Here is a 19,667-nt window from a genome sequence, read left to right as displayed (position 1 = left end):
GCCGGGCTTCGACACGGCCGCCGCCGGGCGCATCGCCGGCATCACCGGCCTGCCGTTTACCGCGGCGGACAACAAATTCGAGGGCATGGCGGCCCACGACGCCCTTGTGGAGGCCAGCGGCGTTACGCGGGTGCTGGCCGGCAGCCTCATGAAGATCGCCAACGACATCCGGTGGCTTGCCAGCGGCCCCCGGTGCGCCATCGGGGAGATCATCCTCCCCGCGAACGAACCCGGAAGCTCCATCATGCCGGGCAAGATCAACCCCACCCAGTGCGAGGCCCTCACCATGGTCGCGGTCCGGGTCATGGGAAACGACGTCGCCGTGGGATTTGCCGGCTCCCAGGGAAATTTCGAACTGAACGTCTTTAAACCGGTCATGATCTACAGCCTGCTCCAGTCCGTCCGACTGCTGTCGGATGCCGTCCGGAGCTTTACGGACCGCCTGGTTACGGGCATCCGGCCCGACCGGGAACGCATCGACATGCTGATGCGGAACTCCCTCATGCTGGTTACGGCCCTCGCCCCACATATCGGATACGACCGGGCCGCGGAGGTGGCCCACGAAGCCCACCGGTCCGGGAGAACGTTGAAGGAGACGGCCGTGGCCCTGGGGGCGGTGACGGCGGGGGAGTTCGACCGGTGGGTGAAGCCCGAAGAGATGGTGGGAATCAGGCTGAAGGCTGAAGATAAAGGAGAAAGTCGATTTTCAGACGGTTTTGCAAAAAGTTCGAGATCAAGGCTTGCGAATCCCGAGGAATGAGGCCTGCTTGTAGTACGCCGCAGTGACGAGGGGTGAGCCTAACGCAGATATTGAGCTTTTTACGGAACCGTCACCCCTGATGGCGGAGGCGTTCGTAGAGCTTCCGGCAGAAGCGGTGGAAGTCGGTGTCCTCGCGGCGCCGCGGGCGGTTCAGATTGACCTGGATGTCCGCTTCGATTCTTCCCGGGTTTTTGCCCATGACCAGGATGCGGTCGGCCAGGGTGGCGGCCTCGCCGACATCGTGGGTGACGAAGAGGATGGTGTGGGAGAAGGTTTCCCGCAGGCCGAGGAGGAGGTTCTGCATCTCCTCCCGGGTCTGGGCGTCGAGGGACGCAAAGGGCTCGTCCATCAGGAGCACCCCGGGCTTGAGGATCAGGACCCGAGCCAGGGCCACGCGCTGCTTCATCCCGCCGGAAATCTCCCGGGGCAGGTAGTCCCGGAAGGGGAGAAGCCCTACCAGGGACAAGAACCGGTCCACCTCCGCCCGGACCTTTTTCCGCCTGAACAGCCCGCCGCCAAGGCCGAAGGCGATGTTTTCTTCCACGGTCAGCCAGGGGAAAAGGGCATCCTCCTGGAACACCACGCAGCGGTCGGGCCCGGGTTTCATGACCGGCTTTCCATTCAGCAGGACCTCCCCTGCGTCGGCCTGGAGAAACCCCGACAGAATATTGAGCAGGGTCGATTTACCGCATCCGCTGGGCCCAAGGATGCAGATCAGCTCGCCGGTGGCCGCCGTGAAGCTGATCTCCTCCAGGACGGGAACAACGGTGCGGTTGACCGTAAAGGCCTTGCAGAGCCGATGGATTCCCATGACCGCCCGCGGCATGGGCGCGGACTTCGCCGGGGAGAGCAGCTTGAGCGGCGCTTTCATGCCGTCCTCCGGGCGCTTTTAAAGCAGGTCCGCATCAAGAACGTGAGCATCCGGTCGCTCGCCTGGCCCATGATGGCGATGATGATGATGCCGACGATGATGATGTCGATGCGGCCCAGCATCCTGGCGTCCATGATGACGGCGCCCAGGCCGTTGGGGACGCCGGTCAGCTCGCCCAGGACCAGATAGGCCCAGGAGATCCCCAGCCCCAGGCGGAGCCCGGTGAGGATGTGGGGCATGGCGCCCGGGATGAGAATGGCTGCGGTGCCGCGGATCCGGCCCGTGCCCATCATGGCCCCCGCCTGGAGGAGAAGGGGGTTGACCTGCCGGGCGCCTGCGGCGGCGTTGAGGTAGATGGGGAAAAAAGCGGCCAGGGCCACCAGGAAGATCGTGGTCTTCATGCCGATGCCGAACCAGACGAGGGAAAGCGGCAGCCAGCTGATGCCCGGGACCGCCCGGACGGCGTTGACCGATCCGCTGAACAGCCGGCGGACGATGCCCACTCGCCCCGACAGGATGCCCAGGGGAATGCCCGCCAGGGCGGCGATGGCAAACCCCAGGGCGACCCGGCCGAGGCTGGCCCGGGCATCCGACAGGAACCGACCGGCGTAGGGGCCGCCGCCGGGGTCCCCCATGACATAGGCGTATCCGGCCCTGGCGATCTCCGCCGGGTGGGGAAGAAGATAGGCGGGGACCCTTCCGCTCTCGCTCACGAAGAGCCATCCCGCGATGCAGGCCGCGGGGATGACCCACGGGAGGAGCTGGTTCCGCCCGGTTCCGCCGGCGTCGAATCCCATGTCTACAGTTCTCCCCGGACCCTTTCGACGAAGCGGAGGTCGATCAGGCGGCTGTAATCCGGCTGGCGGGTGATGATGCCCAAAGCCTCCATCCGATCCCCGAGTGCCCTGACCTTTGCCACAAAGGCCTCGTCCATGTCCCAGGCCAGTTCCATGTTCCCGGCCGCCGCGGTCAGCGTGTCGATGGGGGTCCCGAAGGCTGCGGCCCGTTCGAGCCATGCCTTGCGATCGGCCGTCAGGTGCCGGGTGGCCAGGGCGTGGGTCTTGACGAGCCGGTGGACCGCTTCCGGGTTTTTTTCGACCATCTGCCGGGTCACCAGCATGCCCGCGTTGATGGTGCCGATGGATTCCCCGTAGTAGGGATAGGCAAGGATCCGGCCGTAGCCCTTCCGGACGGCCAGAGTCGGGAACGGTTCGCCCGAGAGAAAGGCGTCGATGCTTCCCCCTGCCAGGGCCAGGGCCATGTCGAAGAAGTCGATGCGGATCAGGACCACGTCCTTCTCCGGCGACAGGGCGTGCCGGTTCAGGGTCTCCCGCAGGAGGATCTCATGCATGGTGCCGGGCACGTAGCCGATTTTTTTGCCCTTGAGGTCCGGAACCGAATGGATCGCTGCGTCCTGCTTCACCACCAGGGCCGAGGATTTGTTGCAGAGGGCCGCCACGACGACCACGGGCTGCCCCAGGGACGCGGCGTGGATGGCATGGGCCATGGTGGTGCCGCACATGTCGAGGCTGCCGGCCAGGAGCGCCGTCTTCTGGTCGGCCGGGTTGGTGAACGGGAAAACGGTCACCGTGACGGCGGCCGGAAGGAATTCCTGATAAAAAAACGGCTGGATGGTCTGGGCGGTTTTCCATGTCCCCACCCGGATCTCATCCGCCGCGGTGATTCCCGGGTGAAACGCGAAGAGGATGATCCAAGCGGCCAGGCCCCATGCAAGGATCCGGTGAGACAGCATCTTTCGCATGTGAATTTCTCCTTAAACAGACTGAAGGCTGAAGGGGGTCAACCTCGATCTCTTCGGTCTCCAAAACAGTTGGAGGGCAGGTTCGGATTCCATTCCATCTCCATCTGCATCGCCCGGCATGCGGCGATCCCCCGGCCGCGCCCCTTCCCGGTGTCGGCCTGGCCGTCCCTGGGGCTTGATCCCACCTCCGGGAAGAAGAGGTTGGCGCCGGCCAAAAGGGAGGCGGTGTGGGGTTCATGGGTGCAGTGGGCCCGGGGGACGCTTCCCATGACGAGCCGGCTCACCGCCACCATCCGGGCCATTTCCAGCTCCGTGATCATGCCGTATTTCTCCATGGGCGAACCCGGAAAATTGATCCGGCGCATGACCCCGCTGTAGGCGGCCCGGTGGGTGCGGGCAAGAAGCATCAGATCGACGATCTCCTCGTGAGGGTGCTCGGGCCCCACCGGTTCCACGCAGTTCATCCACCTGAGGCCGACATCGCCGAAGGCGCCGATGGTGCGGACCCGCTTCTCCGGATTGAAGGGGGTGTCGCGGCCTTCGCCCAGACGCACCGCGTGGTAGGCCCCTTCGAATCCGGCCGAGAGAAGGGCTTCGGCTTCCTTGTGGGTCACGTCCCGGGTGTTGGCCACGAGAGGGGTGGAGACGGTTTTCTTGAGGAGCCGCCCGATCTCGAGGAGCCTTTCGAATGAAAACGTCCCCGTGGTCATGACGTTCAGGGCATCGGCCCCGGAGGACTCGGCCGCGCATGCCCATGCCAGGATCTCCGCCTCGCTGAACTCGATCTTTTGGGTGAAGATGCCGGCCTGCCGGGTCAGGGAGCAGAAGCTGCAATCAAAGGGGCAGGGTTCGATGTTGACGCCGATGTGAAGATGGTTTTCCCCCTTTCCGCCGAACTGCTCCCGGGACATCTGATCGGCGGTCTGCATCAGTGCACAGACCTCCCGGGTGTGAAGGTCCTGCTTCATCAGGAGCAGCGCCTCATCCCGGGTGATGCCGGCGAAGTCGGCTCCTTTTTTCAGAATTTCCGCAATCTGCTGCGCGATTTTCCAGCTCATGGCTTTTGTTCGTCCTTGTGTGTCATGCGTGTTGCCTGGTGTTGTGTATCGGGGCCGGCGGTTTGTGCACGACACCTACCCCTAAAACACGGTTCTGTCAATTGCATCCCGCAGGGGATCGCCGCGCCATCGATCCATTCCTGGCGGATTCCCCCGGAAATTCGACGCGAGGGCGCCGCCCCACGATCGCGTCAGGATGGCGTGAAAAAGGTCTCCGGGGGTGCCGCGAGACCTTGATATTTGCTGTTGATGATTGGCGGAGAGTCGTGTACACCTCTTTTCCGGAAGGATCGCGGCGGCCTCTGGAAGCGGGCCGCCGGGAAGCCGCTGAATCCATTCAGGCATGCAGGGGAGGAAAAGGATATGTCACTCCAGGAGCAGATCAAAAAGGATCTGATGACGGCGATGAAAGCCAAGGACGAGCCCCGAAAGGGCACGCTTCGCGTCGTCATGGGCGAATTCGGCAGGACCGACAAGAAGACGCTCGCCGATGAGGATGTCGTGAAGATTTTGAAGAAGCTGGTCAAATCCGAGGTGGAAACCCTCGATCTGGCGGGGGGCGACGTAAAGGAATCCCCCTTCATCCGGATCATCGAAGACTACCTTCCCAGGACGGCCTCGGAGGAGGAGGTGCGGGACTGGATATCGAAGAACGTCGATTTCTCGAAATACAAGGCCAGGATGCAGGCCATGCGCGAGATCATAGGCCATTTCGGGGGAAACGTGGACGGGAACATGGTCCGGTCGATTCTGGAATCCCTCTGACCCTTGCCTTCCGGAGCGGGCACCGGCCTGGATCCGGCGTTTCATCCTGACCGCAGGGGGAGGCGGCGCGCGGCGGCGAAGCGGTGCGCGATGCAGATCGCGGCCGCCGTCTCAAGAAAATGAATCAGCTCCGGCAGGGAGATCTGCTGGTTGAAGCCGCCCAGGTGCGGCCCTGTGTGGAGGACGATATCCCGGGCCCCTTTCCGCAGCCCCGCGATTCCGGCCGCATCGAGCCCCCGGCCCAGCAGATGCGCCCGGAAGGCCTCGTCGCTCATGCGGTCCTGGTCGGCCGTGCGGAGGATCTCCTCCATGTGCCGGTCAACGCCCATCTCCTCGATCAGCCGATCCACCAGCCCCTGGGTCCTGAGCCTGTGGCTGCCGAGGTAGGCCCGCCCCACGAACCCTTCGTAAAAATGGCTGAAGATGCCCCGGACAAGGGCGTCGAGCAGCGGCGGGTCAAACAGGTGGCGCACATCCACCGGCCTTCCGCCGGGGTCGAATCCGAACCTGTCCGGCTGCTTGTTCCGGAAGTAGCTCCCCGCCACCAGCAGAAGGCCAAGGAGCTGGGTTCCGATGGCCCGGTATAGCCCCCGAACCGAGCCGTTCAGGCTCGAAAAATGCTCGAAATCCCGCACGCCGGTCACCCCGAAATTCGGGTAGCGGCAGGAGAACAGCCACCGGTCCAGGCGGCCGCCCCGGTGCCATTCGTAGACGCCCAGGTCGCTGCGCCGGGTGCGCTGGATCCGGTTGTGGAACAGGGGGATGGGGGCGGTGTGGAGAACGCCCATGCCCGAAAGCTGCCCGAGCAGCAGCGCGTTCCGGCAGAGGATGTCCAGGAATCGGGCTTCCGGCAGAGCCTGTTCCGGATGATGGCTGTTGGGATAGGTGAAGTACTCCCGGTGGACCCAGAAGGCCGCGGCGAATCCCCCGGGATGAAGGGGCGTGGAACCGGCCCGGGGCGCGGGCGGACGGGAGAGGCGGAAAAGGCGCCTTCCCATGACCGGCTGAGGCCGCGGGATATCAAAGCGTCCGCAAAAGCGGTGCCGCCTGGCCCCGATGAGATCGGCCCACACCGATTCCCGGCACAGGGATTCGGGGCGGTCCTCCGGCCGGGCCAGCTTGACCGCCAGCACCTCGTCGGTGCCGGGTTTCGCCAGGATGAGGCTGCGGCCTGCGATGCCTGTCGTCATCGCGCCGGGGATGCCTGCGTGGTCCAGGAAGGCCCGCCATCCGATGACGGGCTCCCCGCCCCCGGGCGTCTCCGGGACGGCGGGGCCGCTGATGCTGAGGGGGAGGGCGCCGACGGCCTCGGCCGCCGCCCGGTGGGGATGACCCTGGGTGGTCTCCAGGACGGCGTCCAGGATCTGCAGGGTGGGTGGGCTTTTCTCATGTCCGCCCCCGTCCAGAAGGGATACCAGGATGTCCGCCGCCGCACGGTAGAGGAAAAAGGCCTGATGCTCCCGGGAGAACCGCCCCGAGAGAATCACGCGTCCCAGGGCGGCGGAGCTGTCGGCATCGGCCAGCCCGGGCGCCTCTTGAAACAGGCGGTTCAGGCCGCCCACGGCCAGGTAGGCGCCGGTGAACCCCTCCCGGTCCAGGGCCGCCAGCAGCCGGTTGCGCTCCGGAATCCGGGGGTCGACGCTCAAAGCGGGCCTCCGACGGACCGTCTATCGCGCGCCAATATCGGCGTCGTCTCCGTTCATCGTCAGAAACTCGCGGTACCTCACCATCTTCGCGAGGGACTTGACGGCTTTTTCGGGGGTCGGGTATACGACGCTTTTGTAGATCTGCCCGGCCACCGGATAGACCGTCCGCTCTTCCTGGTCAAAGGCGAAGCTTACCCCGAAGACGGGCTTGCTGCAGGCGCCCATGAGTTCGGAGATGTATTGGACATATTTTTTCTCGAATTCGATGATCCCCTGCAGCAGGGTATCGAGAAATGCCCGGTCGTAAGAGGGGTCCGCCAGTTTGACCGAATCCACGATCCGCCCCAGGAGGGCGCTCCGGCCGATGAGGCCCAGATTGATCACCGCATCGCAGCCGTCCCATTTCATCAGCTCCGTCAGGACGGTCATGGCGACGTTCGGATCGTATTCTCCCACGATATCCACCGGGTTGGACCGGCTCCAGTAGTCGGGGAGGATGGCGTCGAATTTCCGGATGATCCCATCCGACAGGGGCGGCACCTCGAGGCCGAATTCGGCGCAGAGGTCGGCCGTCACCACCCCCCATCCTCCGCCGAAGGTCATGATGGCCGCCCGGCTGCCCCGGGGGAGGGGGAGGGAGGAGAAGGCCGCGGCAAGGTCCAGCAGGTCCATGGGATAGTCCGCCGTGACAATCCCCGCCTGCCGGCACACGGCCTCGAAGATCCGGTTGTCGGACGACAGCGCGCCCGTATGGCTTGCGGCGGCGCGGCCGCCGGCCTCCGTTCGTCCGCCTTTCATCAGGATGATGGGCTTTTTGCGCCCGATCCGCCGGGTGCTCTCGAAGAACCGCCGCCCGTCCTTGACGCTTTCAATGTAGAGCACCACGTTCCGGGTCAGTGCGTCGACCTCGAAGGCGTCCAGATAATCCTCCACGGTGACCATCGCCTCGTTGCCGGAGCCTGAAAAGCAGCGGATGCCGATCCCCTGGTTTTCGGCGAAAGCCAGAAGCTGGGTCCCCATGTTGCCGGACTGAGCCACCACCGCGGTGTCTCCGGGCTCGGGCCCCACGTGGCTGCCGGTGCAGTAGAGTCGGATATGGGGATTGGTGATGCCCATGGTGTTGGGGCCGATGACGAGGATGCCCGAAGCCCGCGCCGCCGCCATGAGCGCCTCCTCCGCGCGCCGCCCCTCCGCCCCGGTCTCTGAAAATCCCGAGGTGATGAGCAGCATGTTGGTGATTCCTTTTTTCTTCAGCTCGGAAATCAGGGGCATCACCCCTGCCGCGGGAATGGTGACGACGGCCAGGTCCACGGGGCCGGGAATATCCCTTACGGAGGGATGGACCTCGCGTCCGGCGATCCGGCCGCCTTTGGGATTCACCAGGTGGATATCGCCGCCGAATCCCCTGGCGATGGTCGTGCTGAGGAGGTTGTGCCCCCATTTGCCGAATTGGGACGAGGCGCCGACAAAGACGATGGACCTGGGGTGGAAAAACTTTCCCAGAAGGTGGGGATCGACGGGGGGGAGGGTTTTGCGGACGCCCGGGATCCCGCCGAATGCGACGAGGGCGTCGACGGCGCGGATTTCGCCGGTCTCCGTGACGATGAGGGGGTTGATGTCGATCTCCGAAACGTTGGGCCGGTCCACGGCGATCCGGGAAAGGGCCAGGAGGGTCCGTGCCAGCTGCCGCCGGTTGACCGCCGCCTCTCCCCTGAAATTGCCCAGGATCTCCTTGGCCCGGATCTCGCCGGTCATGCTGTCGATGTCGACCTGGGTCAACGGCGCGAGGCGGAAGGTGACGTCTTTCAGGGCTTCGGCGAAGACGCCCCCGATGCCGAACATGATCACCGGGCCGAAGAGAGGGTCTTTAAAGAGGCCGGCGACGAGTTCGCGCCGGCCGGTGACCTGAGGCTGAATCAGGAAGCCCTCCAGCGCCGCCCCGGCCTCCTCCATCACCGACCGCGCCGCGATTTCGACGCTTTCCGGCGTGGCCAGATTCAGGTGGACCAGCCTGCGCTCCGTCTTGTGGAGAAGGGTTCGGCCAAGCCCCTTGAGAACGACCGGAAACCCGAACGCGCCGGCGGCGTCTACGGCGTCCGGCACGCTTGTGACGATGGCCTCGTCCACAACCGGAACCCCATAAGCCTTGAGGAGCAGCTTTGATTGATGTTCGTTCAACGCACCTGATTGGGAATCTTCAATCCCGTCCAGCAGTCTGGCCATATCCGATCCGCCCTCCTTCATGCTCGAACCCGTTCATCAACATCCGCCGCCGTTGTATGGCGGCCCATCCGGGATGACGCAACCTGCATTCCGCAGGGGCGAAGAATATCCCCATCGGAGAGAGGGGTCAAGTGTTTATGTGCTGTATTGCATAAAATGGGCGCCGCATCACTCAGGTGACGCGGCGCTCCGGAGGGAGGAGGTATGGGCTGGACGGAGAACGCGGTTACATGCCGGCGTGTAAGCCGTTGAACAGGTTGAAGGTCTCCTCGGCAATGAGGGGTTTACAGGCATCGTTGCCATGGAAGCAGACGGAACCGGTTTCCGGATGATATTTGACGCGGCAGTCGTATTTGACGGCAACGCTGTTCATCAGCTTCGAAACCAGTTCGATATTGTTGTTTTTGTGATGGATGTTGATAACGCTCATGGTGGTTTCCCCGATCGACTGGTGAGCCCTGGTGCGGGCTGGTTGAGGTGGTGATTCCCTGTTGACGGATAATAAAGCAACAACCATGCCATTCAAAATCTTTTTGTCGGGAGGGACCAAAAAAGCCGCTCGGCCAGGAGAAATCGACCGCCTGGATCCATCTGGAAATGGCATACCATAATAGTTATATTGAACATTCTGTCTCATGGGCGCCGCCTTCGCAAAAAAATAGGTGATGACCATTTCGAGATTTCGCCTGGATCGGACATGCCGCCGGCGCCCACCCCGGCTGAAAGAGGTGACGGAATTGTATAAAGGCGGACAAAAAGTGGGTCGGCGGGAACAAAATTGTAGGATACGCCCTGCGGCACGGGTGTGCCGGCAGGCCTGGAGAGACAGAAAACGGTAGTGTTCGATCAAATATCCTGATATACAGTTGCCGAATTGCGCTTGGTGAAAACAGGGGGAAATCCCCACAAGGAAAAGCAACGAACATGCCCCAGCAAGCCTATGTCATGAGATGCGGTTCATGCGGCGCCCGGAACAGGATCCCTGAAAACCGCGTGGGGGACGCGGCCAGATGCGGCCGATGCGGTTCTGCGATCAACACCCGGCCCCTGACCATAGGGCACCCCATCGTAGTGGCGGACGCTGATTTTCAGGACAAGGTCCTTCAGTCGCCCCTGCCGGTGCTGCTCGACTGCTGGGCGCCGTGGTGCGGCCCCTGCCGGATGATGGAGCCCTTCATGGACGAACTGGCCGCGGAATGGCGGGGGCGGATCCGGGTGTGCAAGATGAACGTGGATGAAAACCCGCGCACGTCCAGCCGGTTCCATATCCAGAGCATCCCGACCCTTCTGGTGTTTGACAACGGACAGCTCCGGAACACCCTCGCCGGTGCCCTGCCCAAGCACAGCATCGTCCAGGCCATGTCCCCCTTCCTGAAGTCGTGAGATGCCCATGAGCACGGTGGAACGATCCGGCGCACCGGCGCGGCAGTTGGCCGAGGCCATCGCGCGGCTTTTCAGGCAGGGGATCCATCTGAACGACGCCGCGTGGCATTTTATCGATTCCACCTTTTGCCACCCCTCGGTCGAGGCCCTGGGGGCCATCCTGTCCGACGAATCCGACCCTGAACGGGAGACGCTTCTCGAACTGATCTTTTTTCCGGATGCGGATCAGCGGGCCGCCCTGGAGGACGATATCGCCCGGGGCGGCTTCACCGCCGGGGACGAGGCCGCCGTCCTGTCGTTTCTGCTCGGGGAGCCCCTTGACGCCCGCCTTGCCGTTCCCGGGGAAAAAAAGATCCTCGCGGTTTCCGTTCCGGAGTGGGCGGCCGCAGCCTTTTTGCGCAGGCTTCACATCGGGAGGCGGATGGATCCAAGGCTGACGGAAGCAGTGGCCCGCTTCGTGCCCGAGGCGCAACGGATCCGGGTGAATGTCGGGTTGAGAAATTCACGCTTCGCCCAGACCGAAAAGAAGGTCCTGTTTCTGGTCAATTTTTTCACGCAGACCGCCGCCGGGGGCGAGGATTTTCTGGATGGGATCGATTTCTTGATGGGCTTTCTCGATGACATCGGGGGGGACGTGAGCATTTACCGGGCGCTTGCCGACCGAAAGCGTTCCTGCTTTCGAGGGCTGCGGCAGGCCCTGAGGTTCGAGGAGCAACTGGAGCGCCACAACATCGAGACCCTCCTCCTCCAGGGCGTCCGTGCTCCCCATGTCGACAAGAGCGACATGCTCCGCCAGATGGCCCTGATCGACCGGATCTGCCGGACCGTGTTCGGGAGGACCGAGCCGGTGGGGGAAGATTCAGTCGAGGAAGAGCTGCTTGTTGAGGAAACGGATGATATCGCGGGCCTGATCCGGTCGCTGTCCTGAAAATGGACGCCCGGGGCCGGGCCGGGCGAGTCGCCCGAGAAGGATGAAAACCAGTTACCTGTTATCAATACGGAGAGAAATCATGATGTTTCGATGGATACTGATAGCCGGCGTGTGGGCATGGATGGTTGGAGGCGGTCTTGTCTGGGCGCAATCGCCGCCTGCAAAACCGGGGGCTGCGTCGCCTTCGGAAGCCGCCGTGGTGGACCGGATCCTGTCCGGCGTCGAGAAAACATATGCCGGAGAGGGGTTCGTGGCCCGGTTCCATCAGCAGTCGACGCTGAGAGCCATGGATATCACGGATACCGCCGAAGGCCGCCTCATGATCAAACATCCTGATAAGATGCGCTGGGAATACGAATCCCCGGAGAAGCAGCTTGTCATCACGAACGGGGAAGACCTCTGGATCTACCGGCCCGAAGACAACCAGGTCATGATCGGCAGCGCGCCGGAATTTTTCAAGGGCGGCAAAGGCGCCAGTTTCATGTCGGACATCCGGCGGATTCGAAAACACTTCGGGGTTTCCCTGGATAGCACGAAAGAAGGCGAGTATTACCTCCTCAAGCTGATCCCCAAGGATGAAAAGCTCGATCTGGTATCGATTCTCATGAAGATTTCCGCCGCCACGTTCGAGGTGACCGAGGTGACGACCGCCAACAGCTACGGCGATCAGACGTTGATCCGGTTCGACGGGTATCGGTTCAATCTCGAGCCCCGGGACGCTGAATTCGGTTTTGACATTCCCGACGGGGCGGATGTGGTGAGGATTGCGGAATAGGGCGCCTGGCAGACGCCCCTCCGTTTCACCGCCTCAAGCCTGATGGATTCGCAAAAAGTCGCTTTTCAGACGGTTTTGTAAAAAAGCAGAGATCAAGGTTTGCGAATCCCGAGGAATGCGGAGTACTTATCGTACGCCGCAGTGACGAGGGATACGCGTACCGCAGATATCGGCCTTTTTGCGAAACCGTCAAGCCTGTCCGGTTGTGCCGGCGGGTGTCGGGATCATCCCACCATGTCTTCGGGGATGTCCGCATTGGTGTAGACCTTCTGAACATCCTCGCAGTCGTCCAGGGCCTCCATCATGAGGATCATCTGCTCCGCCTCCTTGCCCTGGAGCCTGGCGACGGTCTGGGGCAGCATGGTGACCTCCGCTTCCACGTACAGGATGGCGGCCTTTTCGATGGCCTCCCTGACCACCTCGAAATCCTCGGGGGCGGTGATGACCTCGAAATTGTCCCCGTCCTCCCGGACATCCTCGGCGCCGGCGTCCAAGGCGACCTCCATCAGGGTCTCTTCCTCGGTTGCCGCTTTTTCCACGTTGATGTAGCCCTTCTTGTTGAACATCCAGGCCACGCAGCCGTTTTCACCGAGGTTGCCGCCGCGCTTGGCGAAGATGTGCCGGATATCGGCCACGGCCCGGTTCTTGTTGTCGGTGAGGGATTCGACCAGCACCGCCGCACCGCCGGGGCCGTAGCCTTCATAGGTGCTCTCCTCGTAGCTGACCCCTTCCAGCTCGCCCGTTCCCTTTTTGATCGCCCGGTCCATATTGTCCTTGGGCATGTTCTCCGCCTTGGCCGCCAGGACGGCCGAACGCAGCCTGGGGTTGGCGTTGATGTCCCCCCCGCCCATCCTCGCCGCCACGGTAATCTCCTTTATGAGCTTGGTGAAGACCTTTCCCCGCTTGGCGTCCGCGGCCCCTTTTTTGTGTTTGATCGTAGACCATTTGCTGTGACCCGACATGATGCATCCTCCTATCTCTTCCCCAGGCCGATGACATAGATCTCCTTGCTGGCTTTTCGGCTGCTTTTGGGTTTGAAAATTTTTACCTTGTCAAATTCGATCCTGACCCTGTTCACAAAAGAATCAAAATCCGATCCTTGAAAGATCTTGCACGCGAACACGCCCCCTTTGACGAGACGTTCGCAGGCGATGTAAAGCGCGGCCTCGGCCAGGCCGGCAGACCGGACGGCATCGACATTTTTGCTGCCTGTCGTGTCCGGCGCCATGTCGCTCAACACGGCGTTATACCCGCCTCCCATGGCTTCGCGCAGCCCGCCGTCCAGATTTGTCAGGTCGCCGATGCAGGCCAGCGCATTGGGAGGGAGCTTTACCGTGACCGGCTTGAGGTCGACCCCGACCGCCCGTCCGCTCTCCCCGATGACCTGGGCCGCGTAAAGGAGCCATGAGCCCGGCGAGCACCCCAGATCCAGCACCCGGTCGCCCCTCTGGAGCAACCCGGTTTTCTGCTGGATTTCCTGGAGCTTGTATACCGACCTCGCGGGGTAGTCTTCTTTTTGGGCTTTTCGGGTGTAATGATCGGCCCAGCGATTCTGATCGGATTTTGAAACCCGCTGTTTCATATCGATTCCCTTGTGTCAAGTCAAGAATGACGGTTTTGATAAACGCCCTGAATTCGGCGCTTGAGACGTTGATATAGGAGACCCTCAAAACAGGGTTTCGACGGCCTGGGCCACCGTCTGAATGCCGATGATTTCGATGCCGTCCATCCGGGTCATGCGCCGGACATTGCTTTCCGGGAGCAGGCACCGGGTGAATCCCATCTTCCGGATTTCGGCCACCCGGGCCTCCACCTGGCCGATGGCCCTCACCTCTCCGGTCAGGCCGACCTCGCCCATGACGATGTGCCCCTCGGGAACGGCCCGGTCGAGGAAACTGGAGGCGACCGCCGCGATGATCCCCATGTCCACGGCGGGTTCGTCGACGCGGATGCCGCCGGCGACGTTCATGAAGATATCATGCCCCATCAGGTGCATGCCCAGCTTTTTTTCCATGACCGCGACCAGAAGGGCCACCCGGTTCTGGTCGAGCCCCAGGATGGTCCGCCTGGGGGTGCCGAAGCTGGTGCTGCTGGCCAGGGCCTGGAGTTCCACCAGAATGGGGCGCGTCCCCTCCATGCAGGCCGTGACGACCGATCCCGCAGCGCTCTCGGGACGTTCGGAGAGGAAGACGGCGGAAGGGTTGGGGACCTCCTCGAGGCCCTTTTCCTTCATTTCAAAGACCCCGATCTCGTTGGTCGACCCGAACCGGTTCTTGACGGCCCGTAAGATCCGGAAGACATGGCTCCGGTCCCCCTCGAAATAGAGGACCGTGTCCACCATGTGCTCCAGGAGGCGCGGGCCGGCGATGGCCCCCTCCTTGGTCACATGCCCGACGAGGAACGTGGGGATTTCGCTTTTCTTGGCCAGGATCATGAGGCGCATGGCCGATTCCCGTACCTGGGTGACGCTCCCCGGGGCCGAGGCGAGGTCGGCGTTGTACATGGTCTGGATGGAGTCGATGACCAGGACGTCGGGCTTCTCGGACGCGACCATCTGCATGATGCGGTCGAGATCGACCTCGGAGGCGACCAGCAGTCCGCCTGAAACCGTTTCCAGGCGCTTGCTCCTCAGGCGGATCTGCTTGACCGACTCCTCTCCCGATACATAGAGGACCCTGATGCCCTGCCGGGCAAGGCCGTAGAGGGTCTGGAGCATGAGGGTCGATTTGCCGATGCCCGGGTCGCCGCCGATCAAGACGAGGGATCCGGGAACGAGGCCGCCGCCCAGGACCCGGTCGAACTCGCCGATGCCGGTCTGGATGCGGCATTCATCATCCATGACCACAGCATCTATGGGAACGGGCCCGGTGTCGCCCGAAAAGGCCGTCCGCGCCCCGCGCGGCGGGGCTGCGGCATATTGAACCTCTTCGGCAAAGGTGTCCCAGTTGCCGCAGTCCGGACATTTGCCGAGCCATTTTGGGCTCTGGAAACCGCAGGTCTGGCAGGCGTAGACCGCCTTTTCCCGTTTTTTCATCGAATCCGCTCTTCTCCTCAGGAGTAAATGCGTTCATTGCGGCCGTGCCTTTTCCGAAGCCGCAAAAACATGGATGCCGGCCAGGCAGGGCGCTGAAGTCGTATCCGTCATGCCGCGGCGGCCGGCAGGGTCATTCCGGGGCTTTCCCCCGACGTCCATGCACATGGGGTTGACATCCGGAAGCATAACATGTCATCTAACGCCTATCAAGAAGCGCCCGCGGGATTTATCCTGGCCGGAGGGCGGTCAGGGGCGCTGCGGCGGGGATGTCACAACATGATCATGAGGGGTTTGGCCTGTGAAGCGTTTCGGTTTTCATGTGGGATGGAGGGTGGCGGGCGGGGTGTTTCTCCTCGTTCTCCTGCTGGGGCAGCCGCGGGGCGGCTTCGGTGCGTCGGTAGATTATTTCGGGTCCTTGCGGAAGCGGCTTGCGGCGGACGGGTTTGACCCCGGTCGGATCACCCATCTGTATCGGGATCCCAAAATTTCGTTCGAAACCCGCGGCGTGTCCATGTATTTTGTCCACAGCGAGGGAAAGCTCAACTACGATCAGTTTTTGGCGCCGCCCATGATCCGGAAGGCCAGGATCTACATGATGAACCACGATGGCGTCATGGGGCAAGCGGAGCGGATTTACGGCGTTGACCGCCAGGTCATCACGGCCATTCTCCTGGTGGAAACCAAGCTGGGATCCTACGTCGGGAACCGGCTGGTCTTCAACACCTTCTCCACCATGGCCGCGCTCTCGGACCCGGCGGTCAGAAACGCCCTGTGGACGGAGATCCAGGAAAATACCACGCTTTCCAGGGCCGCATACGATGCCAAGGCCCTCAAAAAATCCTCGTGGGCCTACAGCGAGCTGAAGTCTTTTCTGGTCTATTCGCAGCGGCACGCCATCGATCCCCTCACCGTCAAGGGCTCCTATGCCGGGGCTTTAGGCCTCTGCCAGTTTCTGCCGAGCAATGTCCTGAAGCTGGGGAGGGACGGCAACGGCGACGGGCGGCTGGATCTCTTCGATCCGCCCGACGCCATCATGAGCGTGGCGAATTATCTCAACCATCACGGCTGGCGGCCGGGCCTGCCGGAGGCGACGGCGGCCAAGGTCATCTACAGTTACAACCACAGCCGATACTATGTCAGCACCGTCTTGAAGATTGCAAAGGAGCTTAAGGGATAACATTGGATACGGTAACCTTCTTCATCATCGTCGGCGTGCTCTTTTACGCGCTCACCTGCTGGGCCGTCATCGACGTCGCCCTGAGGGAATTTTCGTCCCTGCCCGTCAAGGCCGCCTGGGGGCTTACCGCGTTCATCCCCTTTGTCGGCTGGATGATCTACTTCTCCTTCGGGGCCAGAAGAGGAACCCGGCGGAAGCGCCCGACGGGAAAAAACGATCAGCCGGAAAATAATGTTTGACAAGTCATCGCCGATTCGTTAAAAGGCCAGGGTCCCGGCGGAATGGATTGTATGACTGCCCGATGTTCCTGCCGGATTCTAAACGGCCCCATCGTCTAGCGGCCTAGGACGCTGGCCTCTCACGCCAGAAACACGGGTTCGATTCCCGTTGGGGTCACCACTTCGAAATTTCAAAATCAACCGCCCAAAATCCACGCCTGTGGCATGATATTGACCGGATACTGAAAAGCTGTTCACGGAGCCCGCGGCTCCAGAGCAGCTTTTTGATTTTTGGGCCGTCCGCCGGCCCAAGGTTGGCGCGGAATTTACCGGCATGCGTCAGGCGGAGGTGTACACGGCTTTTCCCACGACCTTGATCCTCCCGTTCTTTTTCAGGCGGTGGATGATGTTGTGCAGTTTTTTCTTTTCAAAGCCCGTGAGGCGATGGAGGTCATCCAGATGGATGGTGTCCTTGGCCGCCTGGATGTGCTGGTAGACCGCCTCGGTGTCCGAGGGCTTTGTGACCGGCTTCTCTTTCCGGGATTTTGGCCGGTCGGGCGTCTGCGTGGTGCGTCCGGGCGACTGCGGGGTTTCTGGTTCCGGGTTGCCTGCTTCGGGTGCGGTCTTCACTTCAGCCTTCGGAGCGCTCCCTGATGCGGTTTTCCTTTTGGTCGTTTTTTCAGATTGGTTTCGCTTTTCCGCCTTTTCCTTTTTCCGGGAGGGCTGCTCCGCCTCCCGGGCCGCTTCCTTGCCGGGCGCTGATTGAACATGTTCCTCCAGTTGATCAGCAGCAGTCTCAATGATCTTGGCGAGCGCCTTCATCCCCAACGACAGTGCCTTGGCAAACGCTTCGAATTCTTTCATTGAATCCCCTTTTAGAAAAATTTGACGAATTGAAAGAGACGATTTCTCTCGGTAAAAATTTCTTATCTCATAACATTCCATAAGACAAGCCCAATTTTATCGCCGACCCATATGGGGTCCATGCGGTGGGATCTCCATGGCTTCGGGAATGGTTCGGCGGGGGCCGTAAACGAAGATTGGCGCTGAAAAAGCCTGCCGGGGGCGATGCGGCGGCTGGATGTCCCCGGCGTCTGACGGCGCTCTGGCGGTAGGGATCGAATTGTGTCGAAAAAGGCTGCCCCCTGAGGGCGCCAAACGGGTGGCGCGATCGGCGGCCTGGCCGGGCGAGCATGCGGCCTTTGGCCAGGCGTGTTCGGGAAGGGCAGGCCGGGCTCAGGAGCTTGTTTTCTCGATGCTCTCGATATAGGATTTCAACCCCGCAATCTCCTTTTCCATCTGTTCCGAATACCTGCTTTGTTTCTTGAGTTCCTTCTCGTGAAGCGCGACGGTTTTCTTTTTCTCTTCAAGGGACGCCGAAGCCGCGGCCAACTTCTTCTCCTGAGCGGCGATCCATTTGTCCTTCGCGCCGAGGTCTTTTTCTAGCGTTTCCAGCCGGGCCTTTTCGGCGCCGTTCAATCTGGTGAGGCTGTCCACATGCTCGGCCTGATCCGCGATGGTTTTCAGGTGCGTCTCGATGGTGCGCCGGTGTGCTTCGATCTCTTGGAGCGCCGTCTCGAGCCGCTTCGCCAGTTCGGCCGATTTTTCCTCCAGTGCCCGGAATTCGGTAAGGGAGGTCATGCCCATGGCGGTCATGATGGGTTCCATCACGTTTTTTGAAAAGGGGCAGGCCTGGGGACTCCCCATCATCCAGGGATTCAAGCGAGCGAATGCCCGGGACTGGCTCTCGACATACGTCATCATCGCTTGTAGCGCGCTGTAAAACGTATCCATCTCTTTCGTTGAAAAATCTGTCATCTTGGTAAACATCATCTCTCCCTGTTTTCTCTCATGGCCTGAAAGTTGAAAAATTCGTCGAAGGATCCTCCAATATAAAAAAGTATGACACAATTTCGCCTTCGGGACAAGAAAAATATTGCGGTGCATCAAACTTAACAAAAGAAACTGGAGTTACATATATACTATAATTAATTATAAATTCATTTATTATTTGTTCTGATTAGCCGTCATAGATATTCATCCAACTGCACTGCGACAACGGCGGATCCAGCGCGGTGCCACCGGCCGGGCGGGAGCAGTGCGCGGTCGAAATCCGACGGTCGTCCGTTGGAAGGGGGCGAATTATTCATTCCCCGGCCGGCAGGCCGTTCACCCGGGCGATGAAGTCCTCCGCCAGCCGCTCCAGGCCTTCCCGGGTGACGATCTCGACGTTGTCCCGGGACCGCGTCTTGCCGTCCATAATCAGAACGGTTCGCGGATATCCTTGCCCCCCGAATTCTTCCGTGATCGCTTCGTGTTCATTTGAAATAAACCGCATTTTTTCATGCTGCACCGTCATCTGATGGAAAGGGATCTCCGCCGCTTTCAGACGCTCGATGAAATGGGGCAGGCGGGGGCGCTGCCTTTCGGTGCAGTCGGGGCACCAGGATGCGATGATGTTGAGGACAAAGGTTTCCCTTTCGGCCATCCGGCGCCTGACGTCACCGGGGCTCAGCTCCGAAATGAAAAGAGGCGTGATCTCCCGGGGCCGCTGGATCTTGAACTGGGATGAGAATTCCAAGACCGGACGATCGCCTTCGTCGAAAACGATCGCAGCCCCCGTGAATGTCCGGCCATCGTGGTGATGGACATGGGCTTTGGCCGTGGCGGTGCCCCTGTCCAGGGGGCGGAGGTACCTGGCTTCAAAGGATGCGGTCACAAAGGGCGTGTCGGGCGGGACAAGGCTCTTGATGGCCATGACGAGCGCCGTGTCGGCCAGGCTGACCAGGGCGCCGCCGTGCATCAGCCCGCCGCCCTGAGCCAGATCGAACAAAAAGGGCATGGACAGGACCGCTTTCCCGCCGGCGGCCTCGTGTATGGTCATGTTGAGGAATCGCTCGAAAGGCGCAAGGGAGATCCATTGCGCCAACTGAACCCGATGGGGGCCGGTCGATCGACGGCCCCCCAGTCCGGCGGTTTCGGGGGAGAGGGCAAGAAATTCGTTTTTCATGACGCCTCGGGTGCACGGGCTGCGCCGGGGGCGGTTCGGCCGGCCCTCGACGTA

Annotated in this window: 20 protein-coding genes and 1 tRNA gene; 8 read left to right on the top strand and 13 right to left on the bottom strand. The window is 61.7% G+C overall.

Annotated features, from left to right (window positions below):
• On the top strand, nucleotides 1-760 hold a 760-nt coding region (locus ACEW8N_RS11070), incomplete at its 5' end, for a lyase family protein (protein ID WP_373499882.1).
• A gap of 70 nt (nucleotides 761-830) precedes the next feature.
• Here the strand turns inward: ACEW8N_RS11070 and ACEW8N_RS11065 are convergent.
• Genes ACEW8N_RS11065 through ACEW8N_RS11050 form a run of 4 tightly spaced genes read right to left on the bottom strand, consistent with a single transcriptional unit; the run spans nucleotide 831 to nucleotide 4,451 of the window.
• Nucleotides 831-1,631, bottom strand: coding sequence for an ABC transporter ATP-binding protein (locus ACEW8N_RS11065; protein WP_373499881.1), 801 nt, complete (start codon nucleotides 1,629-1,631; stop codon nucleotides 831-833).
• Complete coding sequence (locus ACEW8N_RS11060) at nucleotides 1,628-2,428, bottom strand: ABC transporter permease (protein WP_373499880.1); 801 nt, start codon at nucleotides 2,426-2,428, stop codon at nucleotides 1,628-1,630. Before ACEW8N_RS11060 ends, ACEW8N_RS11065 begins: the two co-directional genes overlap by 4 nt.
• A gap of 2 nt (nucleotides 2,429-2,430) precedes the next feature.
• The gene (locus ACEW8N_RS11055; RefSeq protein WP_373499879.1) at nucleotides 2,431-3,393 is read right to left on the bottom strand and encodes an ABC transporter substrate-binding protein; all 963 of its coding nucleotides are present in this window, start codon (nucleotides 3,391-3,393) and stop codon (nucleotides 2,431-2,433) included.
• Between the two features lie 38 nt (nucleotides 3,394-3,431).
• On the bottom strand, nucleotides 3,432-4,451 hold the full coding sequence (locus ACEW8N_RS11050; RefSeq protein WP_373499878.1) for a radical SAM protein: 1,020 nt from the start codon (nucleotides 4,449-4,451) through the stop codon (nucleotides 3,432-3,434).
• Between the two features lie 363 nt (nucleotides 4,452-4,814).
• Here ACEW8N_RS11050 and ACEW8N_RS11045 point away from each other — a divergent pair, with 363 nt between their 5' ends.
• Nucleotides 4,815-5,216: a GatB/YqeY domain-containing protein gene (locus ACEW8N_RS11045; protein ID WP_373499877.1), complete on the top strand. Its 402-nt coding sequence runs from the start codon at nucleotides 4,815-4,817 to the stop codon at nucleotides 5,214-5,216.
• Between the two features lie 41 nt (nucleotides 5,217-5,257).
• Here the strand turns inward: ACEW8N_RS11045 and ACEW8N_RS11040 are convergent, their stop codons facing one another.
• From ACEW8N_RS11040 to ACEW8N_RS11030, 3 genes are all read right to left on the bottom strand, one after another.
• On the bottom strand, nucleotides 5,258-6,862 hold the full coding sequence (locus ACEW8N_RS11040; RefSeq protein WP_373499876.1) for a SidJ-related pseudokinase: 1,605 nt from the start codon (nucleotides 6,860-6,862) through the stop codon (nucleotides 5,258-5,260).
• 21 nt (nucleotides 6,863-6,883) lie between these two features.
• On the bottom strand, nucleotides 6,884-9,085 hold the full coding sequence (locus ACEW8N_RS11035) for an acetate--CoA ligase family protein (RefSeq protein ID WP_373499875.1): 2,202 nt from the start codon (nucleotides 9,083-9,085) through the stop codon (nucleotides 6,884-6,886).
• Between the two features lie 226 nt (nucleotides 9,086-9,311).
• Nucleotides 9,312-9,758, bottom strand: coding sequence for a hypothetical protein (locus tag ACEW8N_RS11030; protein WP_373499874.1), 447 nt, complete (start codon nucleotides 9,756-9,758; stop codon nucleotides 9,312-9,314).
• Nucleotides 9,759-10,009: 251 nt separating this feature from the next.
• Here ACEW8N_RS11030 and trxC point away from each other — a divergent pair, with 251 nt between their 5' ends.
• The 3 genes from trxC to ACEW8N_RS11015 all read left to right on the top strand — a co-directional run bounded on the left by trxC (nucleotide 10,010) and on the right by ACEW8N_RS11015 (nucleotide 12,174).
• Nucleotides 10,010-10,468: a thioredoxin TrxC gene (gene trxC, locus ACEW8N_RS11025; protein ID WP_373499873.1), complete on the top strand. Its 459-nt coding sequence runs from the start codon at nucleotides 10,010-10,012 to the stop codon at nucleotides 10,466-10,468.
• Nucleotides 10,469-10,475: 7 nt separating this feature from the next.
• Entirely contained in the window at nucleotides 10,476-11,396 is a 921-nt protein-coding gene (locus ACEW8N_RS11020; RefSeq protein ID WP_373499872.1) for a hypothetical protein, read from the top strand.
• Between the two features lie 82 nt (nucleotides 11,397-11,478).
• Nucleotides 11,479-12,174, top strand: a complete 696-nt coding sequence (locus ACEW8N_RS11015; RefSeq protein WP_373499871.1) for an outer membrane lipoprotein carrier protein LolA — start codon at nucleotides 11,479-11,481, stop codon at nucleotides 12,172-12,174.
• A 224-nt stretch (nucleotides 12,175-12,398) separates the two neighbouring features.
• Here the strand turns inward: ACEW8N_RS11015 and ACEW8N_RS11010 are convergent, their stop codons facing one another.
• The 3 genes from ACEW8N_RS11010 to radA all read right to left on the bottom strand — a co-directional run bounded on the left by ACEW8N_RS11010 (nucleotide 12,399) and on the right by radA (nucleotide 15,208).
• Nucleotides 12,399-13,136 (bottom strand): YebC/PmpR family DNA-binding transcriptional regulator, encoded by a 738-nt coding sequence (locus ACEW8N_RS11010; RefSeq protein WP_373499870.1) that lies wholly within the window; start codon nucleotides 13,134-13,136, stop codon nucleotides 12,399-12,401.
• An 11-nt stretch (nucleotides 13,137-13,147) separates the two neighbouring features.
• Nucleotides 13,148-13,756, bottom strand: a complete 609-nt coding sequence (locus ACEW8N_RS11005) for an RlmE family RNA methyltransferase (RefSeq protein ID WP_373499869.1) — start codon at nucleotides 13,754-13,756, stop codon at nucleotides 13,148-13,150.
• Between the two features lie 84 nt (nucleotides 13,757-13,840).
• The gene (gene radA / locus ACEW8N_RS11000; protein ID WP_373499868.1) at nucleotides 13,841-15,208 is read right to left on the bottom strand and encodes a DNA repair protein RadA; all 1,368 of its coding nucleotides are present in this window, start codon (nucleotides 15,206-15,208) and stop codon (nucleotides 13,841-13,843) included.
• A 298-nt stretch (nucleotides 15,209-15,506) separates the two neighbouring features.
• Between radA and ACEW8N_RS10995 the strand changes: the two genes are divergently transcribed.
• The 3 genes from ACEW8N_RS10995 to ACEW8N_RS10985 all read left to right on the top strand — a co-directional run bounded on the left by ACEW8N_RS10995 (nucleotide 15,507) and on the right by ACEW8N_RS10985 (nucleotide 16,784).
• Nucleotides 15,507-16,385, top strand: coding sequence for a lytic murein transglycosylase (locus ACEW8N_RS10995; protein ID WP_373499867.1), 879 nt, complete (start codon nucleotides 15,507-15,509; stop codon nucleotides 16,383-16,385).
• A gap of 2 nt (nucleotides 16,386-16,387) precedes the next feature.
• Nucleotides 16,388-16,624 (top strand): PLDc N-terminal domain-containing protein, encoded by a 237-nt coding sequence (locus tag ACEW8N_RS10990; protein ID WP_373499866.1) that lies wholly within the window; start codon nucleotides 16,388-16,390, stop codon nucleotides 16,622-16,624.
• A gap of 84 nt (nucleotides 16,625-16,708) precedes the next feature.
• Nucleotides 16,709-16,784: transfer RNA gene (locus tag ACEW8N_RS10985), tRNA-Glu, on the top strand.
• A gap of 158 nt (nucleotides 16,785-16,942) precedes the next feature.
• Here the strand turns inward: ACEW8N_RS10985 and ACEW8N_RS10980 are convergent.
• The 3 genes from ACEW8N_RS10980 to ACEW8N_RS10970 form a co-directional block, all read right to left on the bottom strand.
• Nucleotides 16,943-17,467 carry a hypothetical protein gene (locus ACEW8N_RS10980; RefSeq protein WP_373499865.1) on the bottom strand — a complete coding sequence of 175 codons (525 nt, stop codon included), beginning with the start codon at nucleotides 17,465-17,467 and terminating at the stop codon, nucleotides 16,943-16,945.
• 372 nt (nucleotides 17,468-17,839) lie between these two features.
• Complete coding sequence (locus tag ACEW8N_RS10975) at nucleotides 17,840-18,421, bottom strand: hypothetical protein (RefSeq protein ID WP_373499864.1); 582 nt, start codon at nucleotides 18,419-18,421, stop codon at nucleotides 17,840-17,842.
• Nucleotides 18,422-18,749: 328 nt separating this feature from the next.
• Nucleotides 18,750-19,613 carry a hotdog fold thioesterase gene (locus tag ACEW8N_RS10970; protein ID WP_373499863.1) on the bottom strand — a complete coding sequence of 288 codons (864 nt, stop codon included), beginning with the start codon at nucleotides 19,611-19,613 and terminating at the stop codon, nucleotides 18,750-18,752.
• Nucleotides 19,614-19,667: the final 54 nt, after the last annotated feature.

The organism is Desulfococcus sp. (assembly GCF_041737845.1).
Taxonomy (GTDB): domain Bacteria; phylum Desulfobacterota; class Desulfobacteria; order Desulfobacterales; family Desulfococcaceae; genus Desulfococcus.
This window is presented reverse-complemented; position numbering and strand designations above follow the sequence as displayed.